Annotated in this window: 25 protein-coding genes and 2 tRNA genes; 5 read left to right on the forward strand and 22 right to left on the reverse strand. The window is 65.7% G+C overall.

What is annotated here, in order from left to right:
- The 15 genes from nuoG to ABDV78_RS09360 form a co-directional block, all read right to left on the reverse strand.
- Positions 1-1,647 (reverse strand): NADH-quinone oxidoreductase subunit NuoG (gene nuoG, locus ABDV78_RS09290; protein WP_343527118.1); only part of this gene is annotated, 1,647 nt, incomplete at its 3' end.
- Positions 1,647-2,957, reverse strand: coding sequence for an NADH-quinone oxidoreductase subunit NuoF (gene nuoF, locus ABDV78_RS09295; RefSeq protein ID WP_042483195.1), 1,311 nt, complete (start codon positions 2,955-2,957; stop codon positions 1,647-1,649). The genes nuoF and nuoG, both read right to left, overlap by 1 nt.
- A complete protein-coding gene (locus tag ABDV78_RS09300; RefSeq protein ID WP_343527120.1) occupies positions 2,957-3,631 on the reverse strand; it encodes an NAD(P)H-dependent oxidoreductase subunit E in 675 nt (224 codons plus the stop codon). The genes nuoF and ABDV78_RS09300 overlap by 1 nt, the downstream gene beginning before the upstream one ends.
- On the reverse strand, positions 3,631-4,866 hold the full coding sequence (locus ABDV78_RS09305; protein ID WP_343527121.1) for an NADH-quinone oxidoreductase subunit D: 1,236 nt from the start codon (positions 4,864-4,866) through the stop codon (positions 3,631-3,633). Before ABDV78_RS09305 ends, ABDV78_RS09300 begins: the two co-directional genes overlap by 1 nt.
- A complete protein-coding gene (locus ABDV78_RS09310; RefSeq protein WP_343527122.1) occupies positions 4,863-5,618 on the reverse strand; it encodes an NADH-quinone oxidoreductase subunit C in 756 nt (251 codons plus the stop codon). Before ABDV78_RS09310 ends, ABDV78_RS09305 begins: the two co-directional genes overlap by 4 nt.
- Positions 5,615-6,118: an NADH-quinone oxidoreductase subunit B gene (locus tag ABDV78_RS09315; protein WP_058716367.1), complete on the reverse strand. Its 504-nt coding sequence runs from the start codon at positions 6,116-6,118 to the stop codon at positions 5,615-5,617. The genes ABDV78_RS09310 and ABDV78_RS09315 overlap by 4 nt, the downstream gene beginning before the upstream one ends.
- 71 nt (positions 6,119-6,189) lie before the next feature.
- Positions 6,190-6,564 (reverse strand): NADH-quinone oxidoreductase subunit A, encoded by a 375-nt coding sequence (gene ndhC, locus ABDV78_RS09320; RefSeq protein ID WP_343527183.1) that lies wholly within the window; start codon positions 6,562-6,564, stop codon positions 6,190-6,192.
- A 195-nt stretch (positions 6,565-6,759) separates the two neighbouring features.
- Complete coding sequence (locus tag ABDV78_RS09325; protein ID WP_007404243.1) at positions 6,760-7,572, reverse strand: inositol monophosphatase family protein; 813 nt, start codon at positions 7,570-7,572, stop codon at positions 6,760-6,762.
- A gap of 126 nt (positions 7,573-7,698) precedes the next feature.
- Positions 7,699-8,262: an elongation factor P gene (gene efp, locus ABDV78_RS09330; protein WP_007403968.1), complete on the reverse strand. Its 564-nt coding sequence runs from the start codon at positions 8,260-8,262 to the stop codon at positions 7,699-7,701.
- Positions 8,263-8,335: 73 nt separating this feature from the next.
- Positions 8,336-8,926 (reverse strand): M23 family metallopeptidase, encoded by a 591-nt coding sequence (locus ABDV78_RS09335; protein ID WP_343527124.1) that lies wholly within the window; start codon positions 8,924-8,926, stop codon positions 8,336-8,338.
- A gap of 47 nt (positions 8,927-8,973) precedes the next feature.
- Entirely contained in the window at positions 8,974-9,873 is a 900-nt protein-coding gene (locus tag ABDV78_RS09340) for a L,D-transpeptidase family protein (RefSeq protein WP_343527184.1), read from the reverse strand.
- A 266-nt stretch (positions 9,874-10,139) separates the two neighbouring features.
- The gene (gene thiE / locus ABDV78_RS09345; protein ID WP_343527125.1) at positions 10,140-10,823 is read right to left on the reverse strand and encodes a thiamine phosphate synthase; all 684 of its coding nucleotides are present in this window, start codon (positions 10,821-10,823) and stop codon (positions 10,140-10,142) included.
- A gap of 102 nt (positions 10,824-10,925) precedes the next feature.
- A complete protein-coding gene (locus ABDV78_RS09350) occupies positions 10,926-11,834 on the reverse strand; it encodes a class I fructose-bisphosphate aldolase (RefSeq protein WP_343527126.1) in 909 nt (302 codons plus the stop codon).
- A 38-nt stretch (positions 11,835-11,872) separates the two neighbouring features.
- Positions 11,873-12,199: a type II toxin-antitoxin system PemK/MazF family toxin gene (locus ABDV78_RS09355; protein WP_343527127.1), complete on the reverse strand. Its 327-nt coding sequence runs from the start codon at positions 12,197-12,199 to the stop codon at positions 11,873-11,875.
- Entirely contained in the window at positions 12,196-12,426 is a 231-nt protein-coding gene (locus tag ABDV78_RS09360) for a ribbon-helix-helix protein, CopG family (protein ID WP_343527128.1), read from the reverse strand. The genes ABDV78_RS09355 and ABDV78_RS09360 overlap by 4 nt, the downstream gene beginning before the upstream one ends.
- Before the next feature lie 155 nt (positions 12,427-12,581).
- Here ABDV78_RS09360 and ABDV78_RS09365 point away from each other — a divergent pair, with 155 nt between their 5' ends.
- Complete coding sequence (locus ABDV78_RS09365; protein ID WP_343527185.1) at positions 12,582-13,061, forward strand: TlpA disulfide reductase family protein; 480 nt, start codon at positions 12,582-12,584, stop codon at positions 13,059-13,061.
- 83 nt (positions 13,062-13,144) lie between these two features.
- Here the strand turns inward: ABDV78_RS09365 and ABDV78_RS09370 are convergent, their stop codons facing one another.
- The 3 genes from ABDV78_RS09370 to gap are packed head-to-tail and all read right to left on the reverse strand — an operon-like array spanning position 13,145 to position 15,827.
- Positions 13,145-14,344: a phosphoglycerate kinase gene (locus ABDV78_RS09370; protein ID WP_343527129.1), complete on the reverse strand. Its 1,200-nt coding sequence runs from the start codon at positions 14,342-14,344 to the stop codon at positions 13,145-13,147.
- Positions 14,341-14,817 carry an MOSC domain-containing protein gene (locus ABDV78_RS09375; protein ID WP_343527130.1) on the reverse strand — a complete coding sequence of 159 codons (477 nt, stop codon included), beginning with the start codon at positions 14,815-14,817 and terminating at the stop codon, positions 14,341-14,343. The genes ABDV78_RS09370 and ABDV78_RS09375 overlap by 4 nt, the downstream gene beginning before the upstream one ends.
- Positions 14,817-15,827, reverse strand: a complete 1,011-nt coding sequence (gap, locus tag ABDV78_RS09380) for a type I glyceraldehyde-3-phosphate dehydrogenase (protein ID WP_343527131.1) — start codon at positions 15,825-15,827, stop codon at positions 14,817-14,819. Before gap ends, ABDV78_RS09375 begins: the two co-directional genes overlap by 1 nt.
- 192 nt (positions 15,828-16,019) lie before the next feature.
- Here gap and ABDV78_RS09385 point away from each other — a divergent pair, with 192 nt between their 5' ends.
- The 4 genes from ABDV78_RS09385 (at position 16,020) to ABDV78_RS09400 (ending at position 17,469) form a co-directional block, all read left to right on the forward strand.
- Positions 16,020-16,217: a hypothetical protein gene (locus ABDV78_RS09385; RefSeq protein ID WP_343527132.1), complete on the forward strand. Its 198-nt coding sequence runs from the start codon at positions 16,020-16,022 to the stop codon at positions 16,215-16,217.
- Positions 16,217-16,534 (forward strand): cell division protein ZapA, encoded by a 318-nt coding sequence (locus ABDV78_RS09390; RefSeq protein ID WP_343527134.1) that lies wholly within the window; start codon positions 16,217-16,219, stop codon positions 16,532-16,534. Before ABDV78_RS09385 ends, ABDV78_RS09390 begins: the two co-directional genes overlap by 1 nt.
- 201 nt (positions 16,535-16,735) lie before the next feature.
- Positions 16,736-17,269 (forward strand): 5-formyltetrahydrofolate cyclo-ligase, encoded by a 534-nt coding sequence (locus tag ABDV78_RS09395; RefSeq protein WP_343527135.1) that lies wholly within the window; start codon positions 16,736-16,738, stop codon positions 17,267-17,269.
- On the forward strand, positions 17,254-17,469 hold the full coding sequence (locus ABDV78_RS09400) for a DUF2842 domain-containing protein (protein WP_343527136.1): 216 nt from the start codon (positions 17,254-17,256) through the stop codon (positions 17,467-17,469). Before ABDV78_RS09395 ends, ABDV78_RS09400 begins: the two co-directional genes overlap by 16 nt.
- A gap of 74 nt (positions 17,470-17,543) precedes the next feature.
- Here the strand turns inward: ABDV78_RS09400 and ABDV78_RS09405 are convergent.
- The 4 genes from ABDV78_RS09405 to ABDV78_RS09420 form a co-directional block, all read right to left on the reverse strand.
- A tRNA-Asp gene (locus tag ABDV78_RS09405) sits at positions 17,544-17,620 on the reverse strand.
- A gap of 80 nt (positions 17,621-17,700) precedes the next feature.
- Positions 17,701-17,777: transfer RNA gene (locus tag ABDV78_RS09410), tRNA-Asp, on the reverse strand.
- A 57-nt stretch (positions 17,778-17,834) separates the two neighbouring features.
- A complete protein-coding gene (locus ABDV78_RS09415) occupies positions 17,835-18,980 on the reverse strand; it encodes an AI-2E family transporter (protein WP_343527186.1) in 1,146 nt (381 codons plus the stop codon).
- Between the two features lie 209 nt (positions 18,981-19,189).
- A complete protein-coding gene (locus ABDV78_RS09420; RefSeq protein ID WP_343527137.1) occupies positions 19,190-19,366 on the reverse strand; it encodes a hypothetical protein in 177 nt (58 codons plus the stop codon).
- Positions 19,367-19,406 lie beyond the last annotated feature (40 nt).

Consider the following 19,406-nt stretch of genomic DNA (forward strand, 5'->3'; position numbering starts at 1 on the left):
CTTCTCGGCATAGGTCGCGCCCGGCAGGATGACATCGGCATGATGCGCACCCTTGTCGCCATGATGGCCGACGAACACCTTGAAGCTGCTGCCGAACTTGGCGAAATCGACCTCGTCGGCGCCCAGGAAGAAGGCCAGCTTCGGCGCGGCCGCGACCACGTCTGCGATGCCGCCCTTCTGCGCATAACCGAGCATCAGCCCGCCCATGCGCGCAGCTGCCATGTGCACGACATTATAGCCGTTCCAGGCCGAACCGTCCTCCAGCGTGCGGACCAGATTGAACTGATCGACCAGCTTGAGGCTCGCGCCATGCGCGCCCTTCAGCGCAGCGCCACCGACGATCACCATCGGACGCGCGGCCTTGCCGAACAGTTCGGCGACCGTATCGGGCAGGTTGCCCAGCACCGACAGGTCGGCGCCCAGCCATTCGACCTTGTAGGTCAGATCGGTTTCGGGACCGATCGCGAAGACCTTGGCGCCCTTCTTGATCGCCTTGCGGATGCGGGTGTTCACCAGCGGCGCTTCCCAGCGCAGGTTGGTGCCGATCAGCAGGATCGCATCGGCCTGCTCGACGCCCGCGATGGTCGTGTTGAAGTTGACCGCGGCCAGGCTCGACACGTCATAGTCCATGCCGGTCTGACGGCCCTCAAGCAGGGTCGAGCCCATCTTGGCGAGCAGCGCCTTGGCGGCGAACATCGTCTCGCAATCGACCAGATCACCGGCGATGGCGGCGACGCTCGAACCGGCGTTCACGTCACGGATCGCGGCGAAGGCTTCGTCCCAGGTGGCGGGAACCAGCTTGCCGTCGCGGCGGATGAACGGACGGTCGAGACGGCGACGGACCAGACCGTCGATCGCATGACGCGTCTTGTCGCTCGCCCACTCCTCATTCACCTCGTCGTTGATGCGCGGCACGCAGCGCAGCACCTGACGACCCCGGCTGTCGAGGCGGATGTTGGTGCCGACCGCGTCCATCACGTCGATGGCAAGCGTCTTCTTCAGCTCCCAGGGGCGCGCCTCGAACGCATAGGGCTTGGACGTCAGCGCGCCCACCGGGCACAGGTCGACGACATTGCCCGACAGCTCGCTCGATACCGCCTGTTCGAGGTAGGAGGTGATCTGCATATTCTCGCCGCGATAAATCGCGCCGATTTCCTCCACACCCGCGACCTCTTCGGCGAAGCGGACGCAGCGGGTGCACTGGATGCAGCGGGTCATGACCGTCTTGACGATCGGACCCATATATTTCTCGGTAACGGCCCGCTTGTTCTCGTCATAGCGGCTATGGCCCTTGCCATAGGCCATGGACTGGTCCTGCAGGTCGCACTCGCCGCCCTGATCGCAGATCGGGCAGTCCAGCGGGTGGTTGATGAGCAGGAATTCCATCACGCCTTCGCGCGCGGCCTTCACCATCGGGGTGGTGGTGAAGATTTCCTGGTTCTCCGCCGCCGGAAGCGCGCACGACGCCTGCGGCTTGGGGGGGCCAGGCTTCACCTCGACCAGGCACATGCGGCAATTGCCCGCGATGGACAGCCGCTCATGATAGCAGAAGCGCGGGATTTCCTTGCCCGCAAGCTCACAGGCCTGCAGCACGGTGGCGCCCTGGGGCACCTCGATCTCGACGCCGTCGACTTTGACCTTAGGCATTATTCGGCAGCTTCCATCATCGGGGCGTTGCCGCCCGTCTCGCCTTTGCGTTCGCGGATCCGACGCTCCATCTCGGGGCGGAAGTGGCGGATCAGGCCCTGGATCGGCCAAGCCGCCGCGTCGCCGAGCGCGCAGATGGTGTGGCCTTCGACCTGCTTCGTCACCTGGAACAGCGTGTCGATCTCGGACACGTCGGCATCGCCAGTCCGCATCCGTTCCATCACGCGCCACATCCAGCCGGTGCCTTCACGGCATGGCGTGCACTGGCCGCAGCTCTCATGCTTGTAGAAATAGGACAGACGGCTGATCGCGCGGACGATGTCGGTCGACTTGTCCATGACGATCACGGCCGCCGTGCCGAGGCCCGATCCGACCGCCTTCAGGCCGTCGAAATCCATCGGCGCGTCCATGATCTCGGCGGCGGGTACCAGCGGCACCGACGACCCGCCCGGGATCACCGCGAGCAGATTGTCCCAGCCGCCGCGAATGCCGCCGCAATGCTTCTCGATCAGCTCACGGAACGAGATCGACATGCTTTCCTCGACCACGCAGGGGCGATCGACATGGCCGGAGATCTGGAAGAGCTTGGTGCCCTTGTTGTTCTCGCGCCCGAAGGACGAAAACCACTCGGCCCCGCGACGCAGGATCGTCGGCGCAACGGCGATCGACTCGACATTGTTGACCGTGGTCGGGCAACCATAGAGGCCCGCACCCGCCGGGAAAGGCGGCTTCAGGCGCGGCTGGCCCTTCTTGCCCTCCAGGCTTTCGATCATCGCGGTCTCTTCACCGCAGATGTAAGCGCCAGCGCCACGATGGACGAAGACGTCGAAGTCGTAACCCGAACCACAGGCGTTCTTGCCCAGGAAGCCCCGGTCATAGGCCTCGGCCACGGCCGCGAACAGCGTTTCGGCCTCGCGGATATATTCGCCGCGGATATAGATATAGGCCGCCCGCGCACGCATCGCGAAGCCCGCGACCAGCGCGCCTTCGATCAGCTTGTGCGGATCGTGGCGAATGATCTCGCGGTCCTTGCACGAACCGGGTTCGGATTCGTCGGCGTTGATGACCAGGAAGCTCGGCCGGTCGGGGCGCGGCTCCTTGGGCATGAAGCTCCACTTCATGCCGGTCGGGAAGCCCGCACCGCCGCGCCCGCGCAGACCCGACGCCTTGATGACGTCGATGATCTTGTCCTGGCCCAGTTCCAGCAGCGCCTTGGTATTGTCCCAATCGCCGCGCTTCATCGCCGCGTCGACGTTCCACGGCTGATAGCCGTAAAGATTGGTGAAGATGCGGTCCTTGTCGGCCAGCATTACGCCCCCCACTCCCCGCGATAGTCGTGATTTTCGCCGACCATGGCGGTCAGCGTGGTCGGACCGCCCAGCGGCTCGACCGTGTGGCGACCCGGCTCCTGCGTGCCGGTCTTGGGGCTTTCGCCGCGTGCCAGCGCTTCCAGGATGGTGACCGTGCGGTCGTAATCCAGATCCTCGAAATTGTCGTCGTTGATCTGGACCATTGGGGCCGAGGCGCAATTGCCCATGCACTCGACCTCGGTCAGCGTGAACAGGCCGTCGGGCGTGGTCTTGCCCTTGATCAGGCCCTTGTTCTTGCACGCCGCCAGCACGTCGTCCGACCCGCGCAACATGCACGGCGTCGTGCCGCACACCTGGACGTGATAGCGGCCGACCGGCGCGAGGTTGAACATCGTGTAGAAGGTCGCAACCTCATAGATGCGCATATAGGCGACACCCAGTTGGCGCGCGACGAACTCGATCACCGGCACCGGCAGCCAGCCCTGGGTCTGCGTCTCCGCACCGACCTGACGCTGGGCCAGATCGAGGAACGGGATCGAGCAGGACTGCTCACGACCCTTCGGGTAGCGCGCGAGGATCTCGTTCGCCTTCTTCTGGTTCTCGTCGGTCCAGGCGAAATTGCCCCAGCGGGCGCGGACTTCCGCCTCGTCGGGGATGTTGGGTGCGTCAGCCATTAGCGGTCACATTCACCAAAAACGATGTCCATCGCGCCCAGGATCGCGGTCGTGTCGGCCAGCATGTGCCCCTTGGACATGAATTCCATGGCCTGGAGATGGCTGAACGCGGTCGGGCGGATCTTGCAGCGATAGGGTTTGTTCGATCCGTCGGAGACGAGGTACACGCCGAACTCGCCCTTGGGGCTTTCGGTCGCGACATACACCTCACCGGCGGGGACGTGATACCCTTCGGTATAAAGCTTGAAGTGGTGGATCAGCGCTTCCATCGAGCGCTTCATCTCACCGCGCTTGGGCGGCGTGACCTTGCGGTCGGTGGCGAGCACCGGGCCTTCGGGCATCTGCGCCAGGCACTGCTTCATGATCCGGGCCGACTGGCGCACTTCCTCGACGCGCACCATGAACCGGTCATAGCAGTCGCCGCTGGTGCCCACCGGCACGTCGAAGTCCACCTTGTCATAGGCGTCGTAAGGCTGCGACTTGCGCAGATCCCAGGGAATGCCCGAGCCGCGGATCATCGGGCCGGAGAAGCCCCACTTGATCGCGTCCTCGCGGTTCACCACCGCGATATCGACGTTGCGCTGCTTGAAGATGCGATTGTTGGCAACCAGGCCGATCGCATCCTCGAACAGGCGCGGCAGACGCGTATCCAGCCAGTCGGCGATATCGGTCAGCAGCTTGAGCGGCACGTCCTGATGGACGCCGCCGACGCGGAAATAGTTCGCGTGCATGCGCGCGCCCGAGGCCCGCTCATAGAAGTTCATGCAGTCTTCGCGGATTTCGAACAGCCACAGGTTCGGCGTCATCGCGCCCACGTCCATGACGTGGCTGCCGATGTTGAGCATGTGGTTCGAAATGCGCGTCAGTTCGGCGAAGAACGTTCGCAGATATTGCGCGCGCAGCGGCACTTCGAGGTCGAGCAGCTTCTCGACCGCGAGCACGTAGCTGTGCTCCATGCACATGGGCGAGCAGTAATCGAGGCGATCGAAATAGGGCAGCGCCTGCGAATAGGTCTTGTATTCGATCAGCTTCTCGGTGCCGCGATGCAGCAGGCCGACATGCGGATCGACCCGCTCGACGATCTCGCCGTCCAGCTCCATGACGAGGCGCAGCACGCCGTGCGCCGCCGGATGCTGCGGGCCGAAGTTGATCGTATAGTTCTGGATCGACACGTCACCCGTGGTCGGGTCGGCATCGTCCGTCTTGTGGAGCAGTTCGTCGACGTAGTCGCTCACTGATTCTGTCCTCCGCCCTTGCTCGGCACGACGTCCGGGTCCTTGGGCTTGTCCTCGGCCTTGTTGCCCGGATGCGGCTGCCCCGCGCCGGTCTGCTTGGGCGCCTCGGTGGTCTTGGCTTCGGCCGCCTTGGGCATCGTGCCCTTCTCGTCACCCGGAAGGACGTAGTCCGCACCTTCCCACGGGCTCTGGAAGTCGAAATTGCGGAAGTCCTGCGCCAGCTGCACCGGCTCATAGACGACGCGCTTTTCCTCTTCCGAGTAACGCAGCTCGGTATAGCCGGTCAGCGGGAAGTCCTTGCGCAGCGGATGGCCGCGGAAACCGTAATCGGTCAGGATGCGACGCAGGTCGCTGTTGCCCGAGAACAGCACGCCGTACAGGTCATAGACCTCACGCTCCAGCCAGCCCGCGACCGGCCACAGCCCCGTCACCGACGGAACCGGCTTGTCCTCGTCGGTCGAGACATGGACGTGCAGGCGGTGGTTACGGGTCAGCGACAACAGGCAATAGACCACCTCGAAACGCTCGTCGCGTTCTGGATAGTCGACGCCCGCAATCTCCATGAGCTGCTGATATTCCAGCCCCTTGGTATCGCGCAGCGCGATCATCGCCGGGACCAGGTTCGCACGGTCGACGACCAGCGCCACCTCGCCGACATGGTCACGCGCGTCGAGCAGCCAGGGGCCGAGCGCGGCGCGGGCCGCCTCGATCACGCCGTCGTTCGAGGCGAAACGGGGAGCGGGCGCCCTCACCGTTCGATGCTCCCGGCGCGGCGGATCTTCCGCTGCAACTGCATCACGCCATAGAGCAGCGCCTCGGCAGTCGGCGGACAGCCGGGGACATAGATGTCCACGGGCACGATCCGGTCACAGCCGCGCACCACCGAATAGCTGTAATGGTAATAGCCGCCGCCATTGGCGCAGCTGCCCATCGAGATGACATATTTCGGGTTCGACATCTGGTCGTACACGCGACGCAGCGCCGGGGCCATCTTGTTGCACAGCGTGCCCGCCACGATCATCACGTCCGACTGGCGCGGCGACGCGCGCGGTGCGGCACCGAAGCGCTCCAGATCGTAACGTGGCATGTTGACGTGGATCATCTCCACGGCGCAGCACGCCAGACCAAAGGTCATCCACCAGAGCGAGCCGGTGCGCGCCCACTGGAACAGTTCCTCGGTCGAGGTGACGAGGAAGCCCTTGTCGGTCAACTCGCCGTTCAGCCCGTCGAAAAAGCCCTGATCGGGCTGAATGACGGCCTGGCCATCATGGGCGAGTCCGCCATGGGCCTGCGGCTTGAACTCAACCGGACCGGAGTGAAGATTTACTCCCAATCCAACGCTCCCTTCTTCCACGCATAGACGAGCCCGAGCGCGAGCTCGCCGATGAAGATCATCATCGAAAACCAGGCGGTCCAGCCGAGGCTGAAGACGCTCACCGCCCAGGGGTACAGAAACGCCGCTTCCAGATCGAAGACGATGAACAGGATCGCGACGAGATAAAAACGCACGTCGAACTGGCTGCGCGGGTCTTCGAACGCGGGGAAGCCGCACTCATATTCGGACAGCTTCTGCTCATTGGGCTTATGCGCACCCGTCAGGCGCGCCACCAGCATGGGCAGAAACACGAAGGCCGTCGACAGTGCCAGGGCAACGCCCAGGAACAGGAGGATCGGCAGATATTGCGACAGATCGACCAAGTTTTCTCTCGCAGATGCGGAACTGGATGCGAATGGCTTTAGGCCGATGAACCGGCCGGAGCAAGCCAGCGGAGGCATGAGAATGAATCGCAACTGAACGGTGCAATTCACCCCATCCGACAGGATTTCAGATGGTATCTGAAGGGGTTGAGCGCAATGATTGCTATCGATTGCGCTCAGAATACCCGATGCGCGTTAACGCAATGCGTTCGCCAGCAGCTTGTGCAGCTTGGAATGCAGCCCCTCATTGGCGGCCAGATACTCGCCGCGGTCCAGCGACTTGTCGCTGCCCCGGAAATCGCTGACGAAACCACCGGCTTCTCGCACCAGCAGCATGCCCGCTGCCGCATCCCAGGGCTTCAGCCCCGATTCCCAGAAACCATCGTAACGGCCCGCCGCGACCCAGGCGAGATCGAGCGCGGCCGAGCCGAAGCGGCGGATGCCGGCGACCTGCGGCGCGATCGCACCGAAAATGCGACTCCACTGGACGAAATCGCCATGCCCCAGGAACGGAATGCCGGTGGCGATCAGCGCCTCGGACAGGTCGCGACGCGACGACACGCGCAGGCGGCCGTCCTGCAACCACGCACCCCGGCCCTTCTCGGCCCAGAAGCTCTCGTCGGTCAGCGGCTGATAGATCAGGCCGGTCGTCACCTCGCGCTTGCCGTTCGCCAGCGGCTCCTCGACCGCGATCGAGATGGCGAAGTGCGGGATGCCGTGCAGGAAGTTGGAGGTGCCGTCGAGCGGATCGATGATGAAGCGCGGCTTGGACGGATCGCCCTTGATCTCGCCGCCCTCCTCCATGAGGAAGTTCCAGTCGGGGCGCGCCTTCTTCAGCTCCTCGAAGACGGTTTCCTCGGCGCGCTTGTCGGCCATCGACACGAAGTCGGCGGGCCCCTTGCGGCTGACCTGGAGGTGCTGGACCTCGTTGAAGTCGCGGCGGAGGCGCGGGGCGGCCTTGCGCGCGGCGCGTTCCATGATGGTGAGAAGCCCGGAGTGCGAGGCCATGATCGTCCTTTCGGTCGCGCCTCTGCTCTCGGGCGCTGGAAGTGAAAAGGCCCGCCGCGAACGACGGGCCGGGACGGCGGATGACGGGGTCGCGCTCAGGTCGCGCCGGTCATCCGCCGATACCGATTAGTCCGCGCGGCGGACGTAGGTCTGTTCGTACACGTCGACGACGATGCGCGTGCCGCTGGCAATGTGCGGCGGCACCATCACGCGGACGCCATTGTCGAGAATGGCGGGCTTGTACGACGAGGAGGCGGTCTGCCCCTTCACCACCGCGTCGGCCTCGACGATGGTGGCTTCGATCTGGTCGGGAAGCTGGACCGAGATCGGCTTTTCCTCGTGCAGTTCCATCACCACGTCCATGCCGTCCTGCAGAAATGCGGCGGCATCGCCCAGCAGGTCGCGCGGCAGCGTGATCTGCTCATAGCTTTCCTTGTCCATGAAGGTCAGGTCGTCACCCTCGGCGAACAGGAACTGGAAGTCCTTGGTGTCGAGGCGGACGCGCTCGACCGTCTCGGCGGAGCGGAAGCGGACGTTCGTCTTGCGGCCGTCGATGAGGTTCTTCATCTCGACCTGCATATACGCACCGCCCTTGCCGGGCTGGGTGTGCTGAATCTTCACGGCGCGCCAGATGCCGCCTTCATACTCGATGATGTTGCCGGGACGAATGTCCACGCCGCTGATCTTCATGGGTCTTCAACCTGCTGGAAAGAGCGAAGGATGCCAGGGCATGGGAGCGGCCCGGCGGTCCGTGTCGGCCGCTTTAGCTCGAAGCGGTCTTTCCGGCAAGCAGCGGATAGGGATCGATCGGCTCGCCCTGCCACCAGCCGTCGCCGGCCCGCATCCAGTTGACCGCGAAGTGCAGATGCATGTTGCCCTCCCCCGCATTGCCGCTGTCGCCGACATAGCCGACGACCTGCCCCTGCCGCACCCCCTGCCCCTCGGCCAGACCGGGCGCATAGCCCCGAAGATGCGCATAATAGAGCATCCAGCGGCGATCGGGCGAGCGGATATAGAGCGTATGGCCGCCGCGATCGCTGTCGAACAGCTTTTCGACCGTCCCGGCCAGCGCGGCCACCACCGGGGTTCCGGCGGGAGCCATCAGGTCGATCCCCTGATGCCGCCGCGCGCCGCCTTCGCGGGGATCGCCCCAATCATGATGCAGTCGGGCCACGGGATATCCCGCCACCGGCATGACGAGCGCCGCCGCGCCCCCCGCCACACCGCGCGAAGGCGGTGCGGCGGCGAGCGGCACCACGGGCCCGCCCCCACCCGACCCGAACGACAGCATGGACAGGAATCCACCGACCCCGACGACGATCAGCCCCAACATCACCCAGCCGAAACGCGACAATGGACCCGTTCCCCGGCGCCCGCGCCCACCCCCGCTACCGCCAAGCCTCATTCCTGGAACACCGCCTGCGTACCGGGCTTGACCATCAGCGACAGACGCGCGGCGTCCCAGTTGGTCAGGCGGATGCAGCCATGGCTCTCCGCCCGGCCGATCGTCTCGGGACTGGGCGTGCCATGGATGCCGTAATGCGGCTTGGACAGGTCAATCCAGATCACGCCGACGGGACCATTGGGGCCGGGGGGCAGCATCGCCTTGCGGTCGCTCTTGTCCGCATCCCAGAACAGTGCCGGATTGTAGTGGAATTGTGGGTTATAGTCCGCGCCATAAATCTTCCAGGTGCCGATGGGCAGCGGATCATGCTGCGATCCCATCGTCGCCTGGAATTGCGCGACCAGCTTGCCCTGCGCGTCCAGCACGCGCAGCACCGAGTCCGACTTGTCGACGACGATCTTCTCGCCCCTGGGCTGGCGGGCGTCGACGTTCAGGCTGTTCAGCGTCGCCTTCCAGTCGGCGGGGAAGATGTCGGGATAAGCGCGCGAGGTAGGCAGCGCATTGGGCACGACCAGCGCCTGCCCGACCTTCAGCGTCAGGCCCGGCGGATTGAGCGCGGCGATGACGGCGGGCGTGGTATGGAACCGCTCGCCCAGCGCTTCCCAGGCATCACGATAGCCCAGGCGCGGCAGCTTGGCCTGCTCTGGCGGATCCTTGGGCAAGGGGTTGGTATAGGGTCCGTCGATCGTCTTCTGGTCGATGCGGACCACGCGGATCGGCCGCCAGCCGCGATAGGGATAGAGCGCCTTGAGAGTCGCGCTGTCCGGCTCGCCCGTGATCGGCAGTCCGCGCGCCTCCTGGAAACCCTTGAGCGCCGCGGTCAGCGACATGCCGCGCCGCCCGTCGATCACCCCCGGCGAGAAGCCGAGATGGTCGAGGATGACCTGCACATGCATCACATTGCGGTCGATCTCCTCGGGCGCGATCCCCTTGGCCTCCTGCGCCGGGGCCGGGGCCGAATGGGTGGCGACCGCCACCAGGGCCAGGGCCATGCCGCCGCCCATCGCAACCGCCAGTTTCTTCACACCCCTCTCCTCACGTCCGTTGGTCCGTCGCAAGGTAACGCGGGCAGGCGTCCTTGTTTCCGGTCCGCAACGGATCATGCGCCAGCGGACGTTCAGGAGGCGTCGGAGACCACCCCGGCCTGTGCCGGGGCGGAGGGTCAGCTCAGCAGGTCGGCAAAGGCCTTCACCGCCGCCGCCTCATCGCCGTTCCAGACCGCGCCCGACACGGCAAGGAAGTCCGCGCCCGCCTTGACCAGCGGCGCGGCATTGGCCGGCGTGATCCCGCCGATCGCGACGCAGGGCAGCTCGAACAGCGTCGACCACCAGGACAGCACCACCGGCTCGGCCCTGTGCTTCGTGTCCTTGGTCGTGGTGGGATAGAAGGCGCCGAACGCGACATAATCGGCCCCCGCCTCGCCCGCTTCCATCGCAAGGTGCCGGCTGTCATGGCAGGTCACGCCGATCTGCACCGACGGCCCCAGCACGTCGCGCGCCTCGCGTGCATCGCCGTCCTCCTGGCCCAGATGAACGCCGTCCGCGCCCAGCCGCTTGGCGAGGCTGATGCTGTCGTTGACGATGAACGCGACCTCGCGATCGGCGCAGATGCGCTGGAGCGGCTCGGCGAGCTTGGCCGCCGCATGCTGGTCCATGTCCTTGACGCGGAACTGGAAGGCTGCGACCGGCCCGGCGTCGAGCGCGCGTGCCAGCCGGTCGGCGAAGTCACCACCGACCTCGAGCGGCGAGATGAGGTAAAGCTGGCAGGGTGGCCGCCGCATGTCGCGCACGAAGGCGGTGGCGAATTCGGGATCGAGGGGCCCCAGGGGATCGTCTTCAAGCGTCATGGCCCTTCCCCTAGCGCGTGACGCGTCGTCCGTCACCTATGGCGAGGACATGGGAATGGGCGCCTCGGTTCCCCAACCGAAACGCCCAACCCTGACAAGAACTTATTCCTCGTTCTTGTAGATCGCGACCAGCTTGTCGAGCATCGCCAGCGCTTCGTCGCGCGGCCGCTGGAAGGTGTTGCGGCCGATGATCGAGCCGTTGCCGCCACCGTCGCGGATATCGCGCGCATCCTGATAGACCGCATCCGTGCCCTTGGCCGCGCCGCCCGAGAAGACGACGATGCGGCGGCCCGCAAAGCTCGACTGGACGACATGGCGCACCCGGTCGACCTGGTTGGACCAGTCGGTGCCCTCATAGGCCGACTTCGCCTCGGGCTGCTCGATATGGTCGGTCGGCAGCTTCACCTTGATGATGTGTGCGCCGAGTTGCGCCGCCATGTGCGCGGCGTAAGCGCCGACATCAAGCGCCAGCTCGCCTTCCTTGGTCAGCTTGCCGCCGCGCGGATAGCTCCAGATGACCGTGGCGAGGCCCGCCTCGCGCGCCTCGGCCGACAGGATCGCGATCTGGTCCATCGCATCGAAAATGCCGTCCGACCCCGGATAGATGGTAAAGCCGATCGCCGCGCAACCCAACCGCACCGCATCCTGCACGCTGCCCGTCACCGCCTGGGTATTCGACGTAGCCCAACTGTTCGAGCTGTTGATCTTCAGGATGGTCGGGATCTGCCCCGCGAACGTGTCGGCCCCAGCCTCCAGCATGCCCAACGGCGCGGCATAGGCCGACAGCCCCGCATCGATCGCGAGCTGGAAATGATAATGGGGATCGTAAGCGGGCGGATTGACCGCAAAGCTGCGCGCCGGGCCATGCTCGAATCCCTGGTCGACCGGCAGGATGATCAGCTTGCCGGTGCCTCCCAGCCGCCCCTGCATCAGGATGCGCGCCAGGTTGGCCTTCACCGCGGCGGGCGTTCCTTCATATTTGTCGAGAATGGCTTTCACGGTCGGGGTCATGAATTCTCTCCAGATCGGGGCTCGGTTCAAAAATCGGGTCAGAGCATCAGCCAGCGGCGCAGCGCCTGATCGACCTGCTCCATCCGGGTGGGGGAAGCATGGCCGATCACCTTGACGATGCTGTTACGCGGGATGGACAGGATCTTGTCCACCTGCACCTCGCACTCCACGGTCAGGCCGGTATGCTCGCGCGGGGAAAAGGCGACGCGGAACAATGCCTCGCCGCCCACCACGGAGGTCATCGGGCAGACGGTGACGGTGTTATGGGTTTCGTTATACAGGTCCGACTGGACAACCAGGAACGGGCGGTGATCGTTCCCCTGCCCGGTCGTGGCCAGAACGATCGCGGCGTGCGAAATTTTCACGCGCCGGCTTCCTGCGCAAGACTGTTCCAGAAGGCGAAATCCTCCGGCGTGTCGCGCTTCGACGCGCGGGTCGACTGGCGGCGTGCCTCGCGCCGATAGGCCTCGTCGTGAAGGTCGACATAGCGCCGCACCGCCTCGCGCGCGATGTCGCTTTTGCTGCGCCCCTGGGTTCGCGCCACGGCGGCCAGCCGCTCCTCCAATTCGGTGTCGAGACGGACGCCGAGCATCGCCACTCCTTCGTTTAACGTGTTCAACGTAGCAAGTCCGGCCAGCAGGATCAAGCGCCCTTGACGCTACCCCGCGTCCCCGACGATCCTCCGGGCTGGGCGCCAGGGGGAGATGGGGGATGCGACGGACGGGCTGGGCATGGCTGGCGGCGATGATGCTCGCCATCCCGTCAGGGACCGCGGCCAGGGCGGTGCCGAAGGTCGGCGAAATCGCCCCCGATTTCGATCTGACGCTGATCGATGGCACGCATATCCGCCTGTCGGACCTGCGCGGACAGGTGGTGGTACTGAACTTCTGGGCAACATGGTGCGGACCGTGCCGCGCCGAACTGCCGCTGCTCGACCAATATTACCGGGTCCAGGGCAAGCACGGACTGAAGGTCTTCGCCGTCGCGACCGAGGACTCGCTGCCGCTCCATCAGTTGAAGCCGCTTTTCGCCGCGCTGGCGATCCCCTCGGCGCGGCGGATCAGGGGGCCTTATGATACGCTCGGGGCGGTGCCGACCAACTATATCATCGATCGCGCCGGGCGGCTCCGCTACGCCAAGGCGGCGGCGTTCGATCTCCAGGATCTCAACGCGCTGCTCGTGCCGCTATTGAAGGAAACCCCGCCGCCAGAGGCGACGGGGCACTAGACATCGTCATCCCAGCGAAAGCCGGGATCATCGGTGGCCATGGGCCCGCCCGAAAAGGCCCCAGCTTTCGGCGGGGCGCCGTTTTACGCCATCAGCGCGGCGACACCGGGCAGGTCCTGCCCTTCCATCCACTCCAGGAACGCGCCGCCCGCGGTCGAGACGAAGGTGAACTGCGTCCCCACGCCCGCCTGGTTCAGCGCGGCGACGGTATCGCCGCCGCCCGCGACCGAAACGAGGCTGCCATCCTGGGTCAGCGCCGCCGCCGTCTTGGCGAGCGCGACGGTCGCCATGTCGAAGGGCGGCGTCTCGAACGCACCGAGCGGGCCGTTCCACACCAAAGTCCGACAGTTCTTGAGCACATCGCCCAGCGCCTCGACCGCATTGGGGCCAAGGTCGAGGATCATCTCGTCGGAAGCAACCTCGTGCACGTTGACAGTGCGGGTCGCGGGGTTCGGCTTGAACTCCTTGGCGACCACCACGTCATAAGGCAGGTGGACGGTGCAGTTCGCCTTGTCGGCGGCCTCCAGGATCTCCTCGGCGGTGCCGGTCAGGTCATGTTCGCACAGCGACTTGCCCACATCGACGCCACGCGCGGCCAGGAAGGTGTTGGCCATGCCGCCGCCGATGATCAGGTGATCGACCTTGCCGACCAGATGCTTCAGGACCGCCAGCTTGGTCGAGACCTTGGCGCCGCCGATCACCGCCGCGACCGGATGCTGGGGGTTGCCCAGTGCCTTTTCCAGCGCGTCGAGTTCCGCCTCCATCGCCCGACCAGCAAAGGCCGGAAGCATGCGCGCCAGCCCTTCGGTCGAGACATGCGCGCGGTGCGCCGCCGAGAAGGCGTCGTTGACGTAGAAATCACCCAACTTGGCGATCGCCACCGCCAGTTCGGGGTCGTTCTTTTCCTCGCCCGCGTGGAAGCGCGTATTCTCCAGGATCGCGATATCGCCGGGGTTCAGCGTCGCAACCGCCGCTTCCGCCGCCTCGCCCGCGACATCGTCGATGAAACGGACCGGACGGCCGAGCACTTCGCTGTACGGCTGGGTCAGCATCGCCAGCGAATAATCGGGGTTACGCTGCCCCTTGGGGCGACCGAAATGGGCGAGGATCAGGACGATCGCGCCCTTGTCGGCCAGTTCGGTCACGGTCGCGATCGTCGCGCGCAGGCGCGTATCGTCGGTCACGCGCCCATCGGCCATCGGCACGTTCAGATCCTCGCGGACCAGCACGCGCTTGCCGGCCACGTCACCCATATCGTCCAGCGTCTTGAAGGCCTTGGTCATGATTGCTCGATCCTGATGTTGTCGCCGATGCGGATCGTGCCGCCCTCGACCACGCGGGCGCACACGCCGCCGCGCCAATCGGGGCCAAGGGCCGCCTTCAATCCGTCGACGATCGCGTCCATGCGGTGGCACGGATCGCATTCCATGGTGATTTCCAGAAGGATGGGCCCGATGCGCAACCGGGTGCCCGGAATTTGCGGAAGGTCGAAATCCTCGACCAGCAGGTTCGCCCGACGCTCCTGCCAGGGAATGTCGCGGTCGATCTCGGCAAGGGCCGCGTCCCAGTCGCGACGCTCGATCAGCGTCACCTGCCGCCGCCCCCGGCCACCGGGCTTCACCCGGCCGCGACAATCGCCCTCTATGCCGCCCTCAAGGGTGACGATAGCGGTGTCGACCACCTCCATCGCCCCCTTGGGTACGGCGTGGCGGGCGATGCCGGCCAGACGCCCGGTCATCGCCCGCCCGTCCGTCATCAGAGGAACTTCGCCATCGCGGTCGCGGTGTCGACCATGCGGTTCGAGAAGCCCCATTCATTGTCGTACCAGGACACGACACGCACCAGCTTGCCGTCGATCACCGCCGTCTCCAAGCTGTCGACGGTCGAGGACTGCGGCGAGTGCATCAGGTCGATCGAGACCAGCGGTTCGTCGGTATAGACCAGCACGCCCTTGAGCGGGCCGCTCTCGGCCGCCGCCTTCAGGATCGCGTTGACCTCGTCCTTGGTCGTGTCGCGCGCCGGGGTGAAGGTAAGGTCGACCAGGCTGACGTCCGGCACCGGCACGCGGATGGCCGAGCCGTCCAGCTTGCCCTTCAGTTCCGGCAGGACCTCGCCCACCGCGCGGGCAGCGCCGGTGGTCGTCGGGATCATCGACATGGCGGCGGCACGGGCGCGGCGCAGATCGGGGTGGATCTGGTCGAGGATCTTCTGGTCGTTGGTATAGGCGTGGACCGTGGTCATCAGGCCGCGCTCGATCCCGATCGCGTCGTTCAGCACCTTGGCGACGGGCGCCAGGCAGTTGGTGGTGCACGAAGCGTTCGAGACGATGGTGTGGTCGGCGGTCAGCTTGTCATGGTTGACGCCGTACACGACGGTCAGGTCGACATTCTTGCCCGGGGCCGAGATCAGGACCTTCTTGGCGCCCGCCGCGATGTGCTTTTCGCACGACGCCTTGTCGGTGAAGAAGCCGGTGCACTCCAGGACCAGGTCGACACCCAGTTCCTTGTGCGGCAGGTTCGCCGGGTCACGCTCGGCGGTGACGCGGATGTGCTTGCCGTCGATCACGATGTCGTTGCCGTCGGCCGACACCTCGCCCGGATAGCGACCATGGACGCTGTCGCGGCTGAACAGCCAGGCGTTGGACTTGGCGTCGGCGAGATCGTTGATCGCGACCAGTTCCAGCGCGTCGCCGCCCCGCTCCAGGATCGCCCGCGCGACCAGACGGCCGATACGGCCGAAACCATTGATTGCAACCTTGACCGTCATGCCAGCAAGCTCCTGTATATCTCTGTCGCGATGCCTGGACGGCACCGACCTGATAGGATGAAATTCACCTTTATGGTGATTCCTTCTCGCGCCACGCCTTTCGGAGCCGACGGGTTCGCTGTCAACAGCCGCTGCGCGACGGATTGCCCAATTCCGGGTTGCCGCCGGATGCCAGCCTGCTAAGCCGCTTTCATGCCCGAACCCATTGCCGACGACGTCCTTTCCTCCGTCGAGCGGATCGACCGCGCGATAGCCCGTATCGAACGGGCGATCCGAAACCGCGCCGCCAAGGAAGATGCGCTGGCCCGCCGCCACGCCGCGCTGAAGGCCCGCATGGCCGAGGCGGTGACCGCGCTCGACGAAGTGATAACCCGGGGGAGCGCCGCCTGATGGCCGAAGTCACGATCCTGATCGGCGACCGCCCGCACCGCGTGGCGTGTCAGGACGGCGGCGAGGCCCGCGTCCGTATGCTGGGCCAGATGCTCGACCAGCGCTGGCCGGCGGCGTTGCGCGCCTCGGGCGGGCATAATGGCGAGCGGGCGCTGCTGTTCGTCGCGCTGATGCTGGCCGATGCCCTGGAAGAGGCAGAGCGCCGTCCGCCAGCGGGCGCGGCGGTCAGCGAGGCGGCGCTCGCCCGCATCGCCGAGCGGCTGGAGGGGCTGGCCGACGCGCTGGAGCCCGAAGAACGCGGCGATGCCCTTGAGTAACCGCCCCTCCTCGCCTACATGGGGTTCTGGCGGGCTCTGCCCGGTACGAGCCACGATAATCCCTGAGGCTATTCTTCATCCAAGGGGGCTGTCCCTGCCCGGATCCTGGTCCGAAGCACATGGTCCCCACCTGACGTATTGGGCGTCAGTGGATATTACGGCAAACGGCCATGGCGGTCCCGCCACCCGCCCTTCCCTGACATGACCGACAAGCGCGCCCTCCGCACCCGGATGCGAGCGATCCGCGACGCGCACGGCCCCGGCCTGCTGCCGGTGGCACGCCCCTTTCTCGACCGCCTGCTGCCCGGACAGGTCATCGCCGCCTATCGTCCGCTGGGGGCGGAAGCGGATCCGGCATTATGGGTCGAGGCGGCCCTGCATGCGGGGGCAATCCTCGCCCTGCCCCATGTCGTCGACCGGGCAAGCCCCATCCGCTTCCTGCGCTGGGACAAGGGACAGGATCTGCACATCGGCGCCTTCGGCCTGCATCAGCCGGCCCCCGATGCCCCCGATTGCGTACCCGACATCATCCTGACGCCGCTGGTCGGCTTCGACCGCCATGGCAACCGGCTGGGCCAGGGGGCGGGCCATTATGACCGCGCCTTCACCGCCTATCCCGATGCCTGGCGCGTCGGGATCGCCTGGGGCGTGCAGGAGGTGGAGGCGCTTGCGGCCGACAGTTGGGACGTGCCGCTCCACGCCATCGCCACCGAGACCGAATGGATCGTCCCGTGACCCCCAGTTGGCGCAAGCCCGCCGGGATGCTGTTGATCGTGGCGATCATCATTCTCTGGGCGATGCTTGTCGCCAGCCTGTCGGGGGTGGTCGGCCAGTGGCATTGGGTACTGCAACTGGGCTTCTACGTCGTCGCGGGGATCGTGTGGATCACGCCGATGAAACCACTGTTGCGCTGGATGGAGGGTGGTCGACGCTAGGCGGCCATACGGCGTCGCCCGCCATAAAATTCCAGGAATTTTCGCGCTAAAAACAGAAACGCCATCCCGAAGGATGGCGCGAGTGACGGGGCTCGAACCCGCGACCTCCGGCGTGACAGGCCGGCGCTCTAACCAACTGAGCTACACCCGCTTGAAAGCCATTGATACCCGATCATATCGGTATCGGCCCTTTCGGGGATTTCGACATTTTCAACCATTCCGGTGAGGGAATGGCGCGAGTGACGGGGCTCGAACCCGCGACCTCCGGCGTGACAGGCCGGCGCTCTAACCAACTGAGCTACACCCGCTGAAAGCGTCGAGGCGCGCCAACTAGGCGAGCCTCCCGAGCCTGTCAACGGATCATTTCAACTTTCTTGCGGAACGTCCGCCGGATCGGTTTCGCGGTCGAGATGGGTGAGCGTACCATGCTCGAACAGGAAGCCCGCAATGTCTGGCTTGCCAGCCGCTTTCAGGACGGTCTGGAGGATGATGAGCAACGGCACGGCGAGCAGCGCGCCCAGCGTCCCCCACACCCATCCCCAGAAGCTGAGCGACACGAGGATCAGAACCGGGCTGATGGTCAGCCGATGACCGACGATCAGCGGGGTGATCAGATTCGCCTCGATCAGGTGCATTCCGTACATGATGGCGGGCGGGGCCAGCGCGACCCAGATGTCGCTGAACGTCATCAGCCCGCCGACCGCCAGCAGCAGCGCGCCGATCACCGGCCCGAAATAGGGAATATAGTTCAGCAGCGCGACGATGCCGCCCCACATCAGCGGATAGGGCATGCCGAACAGCGACAGGGCGCCCGCCACCGCGCCGCCCAGCGCCAGGTTGATGATCGTGATCGTGCCCAGATAGGCCGACACATCGTCCACCACCTCCTGGATCACCCGCGCGGTCGCCATCGCGCCGTCGAAGCTGGTGCGCCCGCGAATCGTCTCGCGCCGCATCCGTGTCCAGCCCGACAGGACGAAGAAGACGACGAGGACGCCGAACAGGAACTGCACGATCAGGCCGGGCGCGGAGGTCGCCGCCAGTTCCAGGATCGAACTGGGCGGCGACACGGCGGCGGTCTGGGGCTGACGGATCGGGGTGGAGGCGACCTGGCGCAGCGCCTTGTTCACATAGCGCTCGAGATTGGAATACAGGTCGAGCAGCGGCGCGAGATTGTCCTGGATCCGTCCGATCCGGCTGGGCAGCAGACGGAAGAAATCGGTCGCCGGCACGATGATCGCCGCCAATGCGATATTGGCGACGATGAGGAACAGCAGGACGCAGAACAGCGCGGCCAGCGGCGACGGCACCCGCCGCCGCTCCAGCCATTCGAGAACGGGCACCAGCGCGATCGCGATGACCAAGGCGGTGGTCAGGGGCAGGAAGAACTCCGCCCCCTCCTTGAGCGCGAAGGGGAGCGCAAGTATGAACCCCGCGCCCGCCGTCAGGGTGAGCCCGGCGAGCAGCCGGTCGCGACGCATCGCGATGCGCACCGCATCACGCGGCCCCATGCCCACCGGCGTCCCGAAGACCGAATCACCCACCAGCCGGTCATCCCCGGCGGCACCCTCTTGCGCGTCACTCATCCGGTCACGTTAGCGGCTTTCGACCATCAGAAAAGGCGCTAACGCCCCCGTGTACGCCACTTTATTTCAAGTGATGCGATCCGGCATCGGTCCGGGCGGCGATGCGTGGATCGTCGCAGGCCGATGGCCCCCGCCTACCAGGCGCGCGGGACGCCCCCGGTCCGCTCGGCAACCGCATTTTCGATCGACTGGAGTTGCGTGCGGGTCAGCACGCCCGCCTCCATCAGGTGGCGCATCAGTTCGTCGGTCAACGCCGCCAGGAAGTGCAGTTCCGCGCGCTCCGAGGCACCATCTTCGGTCAAAACATCCATCACCATCTCCCAAGCTGGTCTGTCCGGCATTTTTAGCGAA

Source organism: Sphingomonas sp., assembly GCF_039594485.1.
In the GTDB taxonomy this organism is placed as follows: Bacteria; Pseudomonadota; Alphaproteobacteria; order Sphingomonadales; family Sphingomonadaceae; genus Sphingomonas.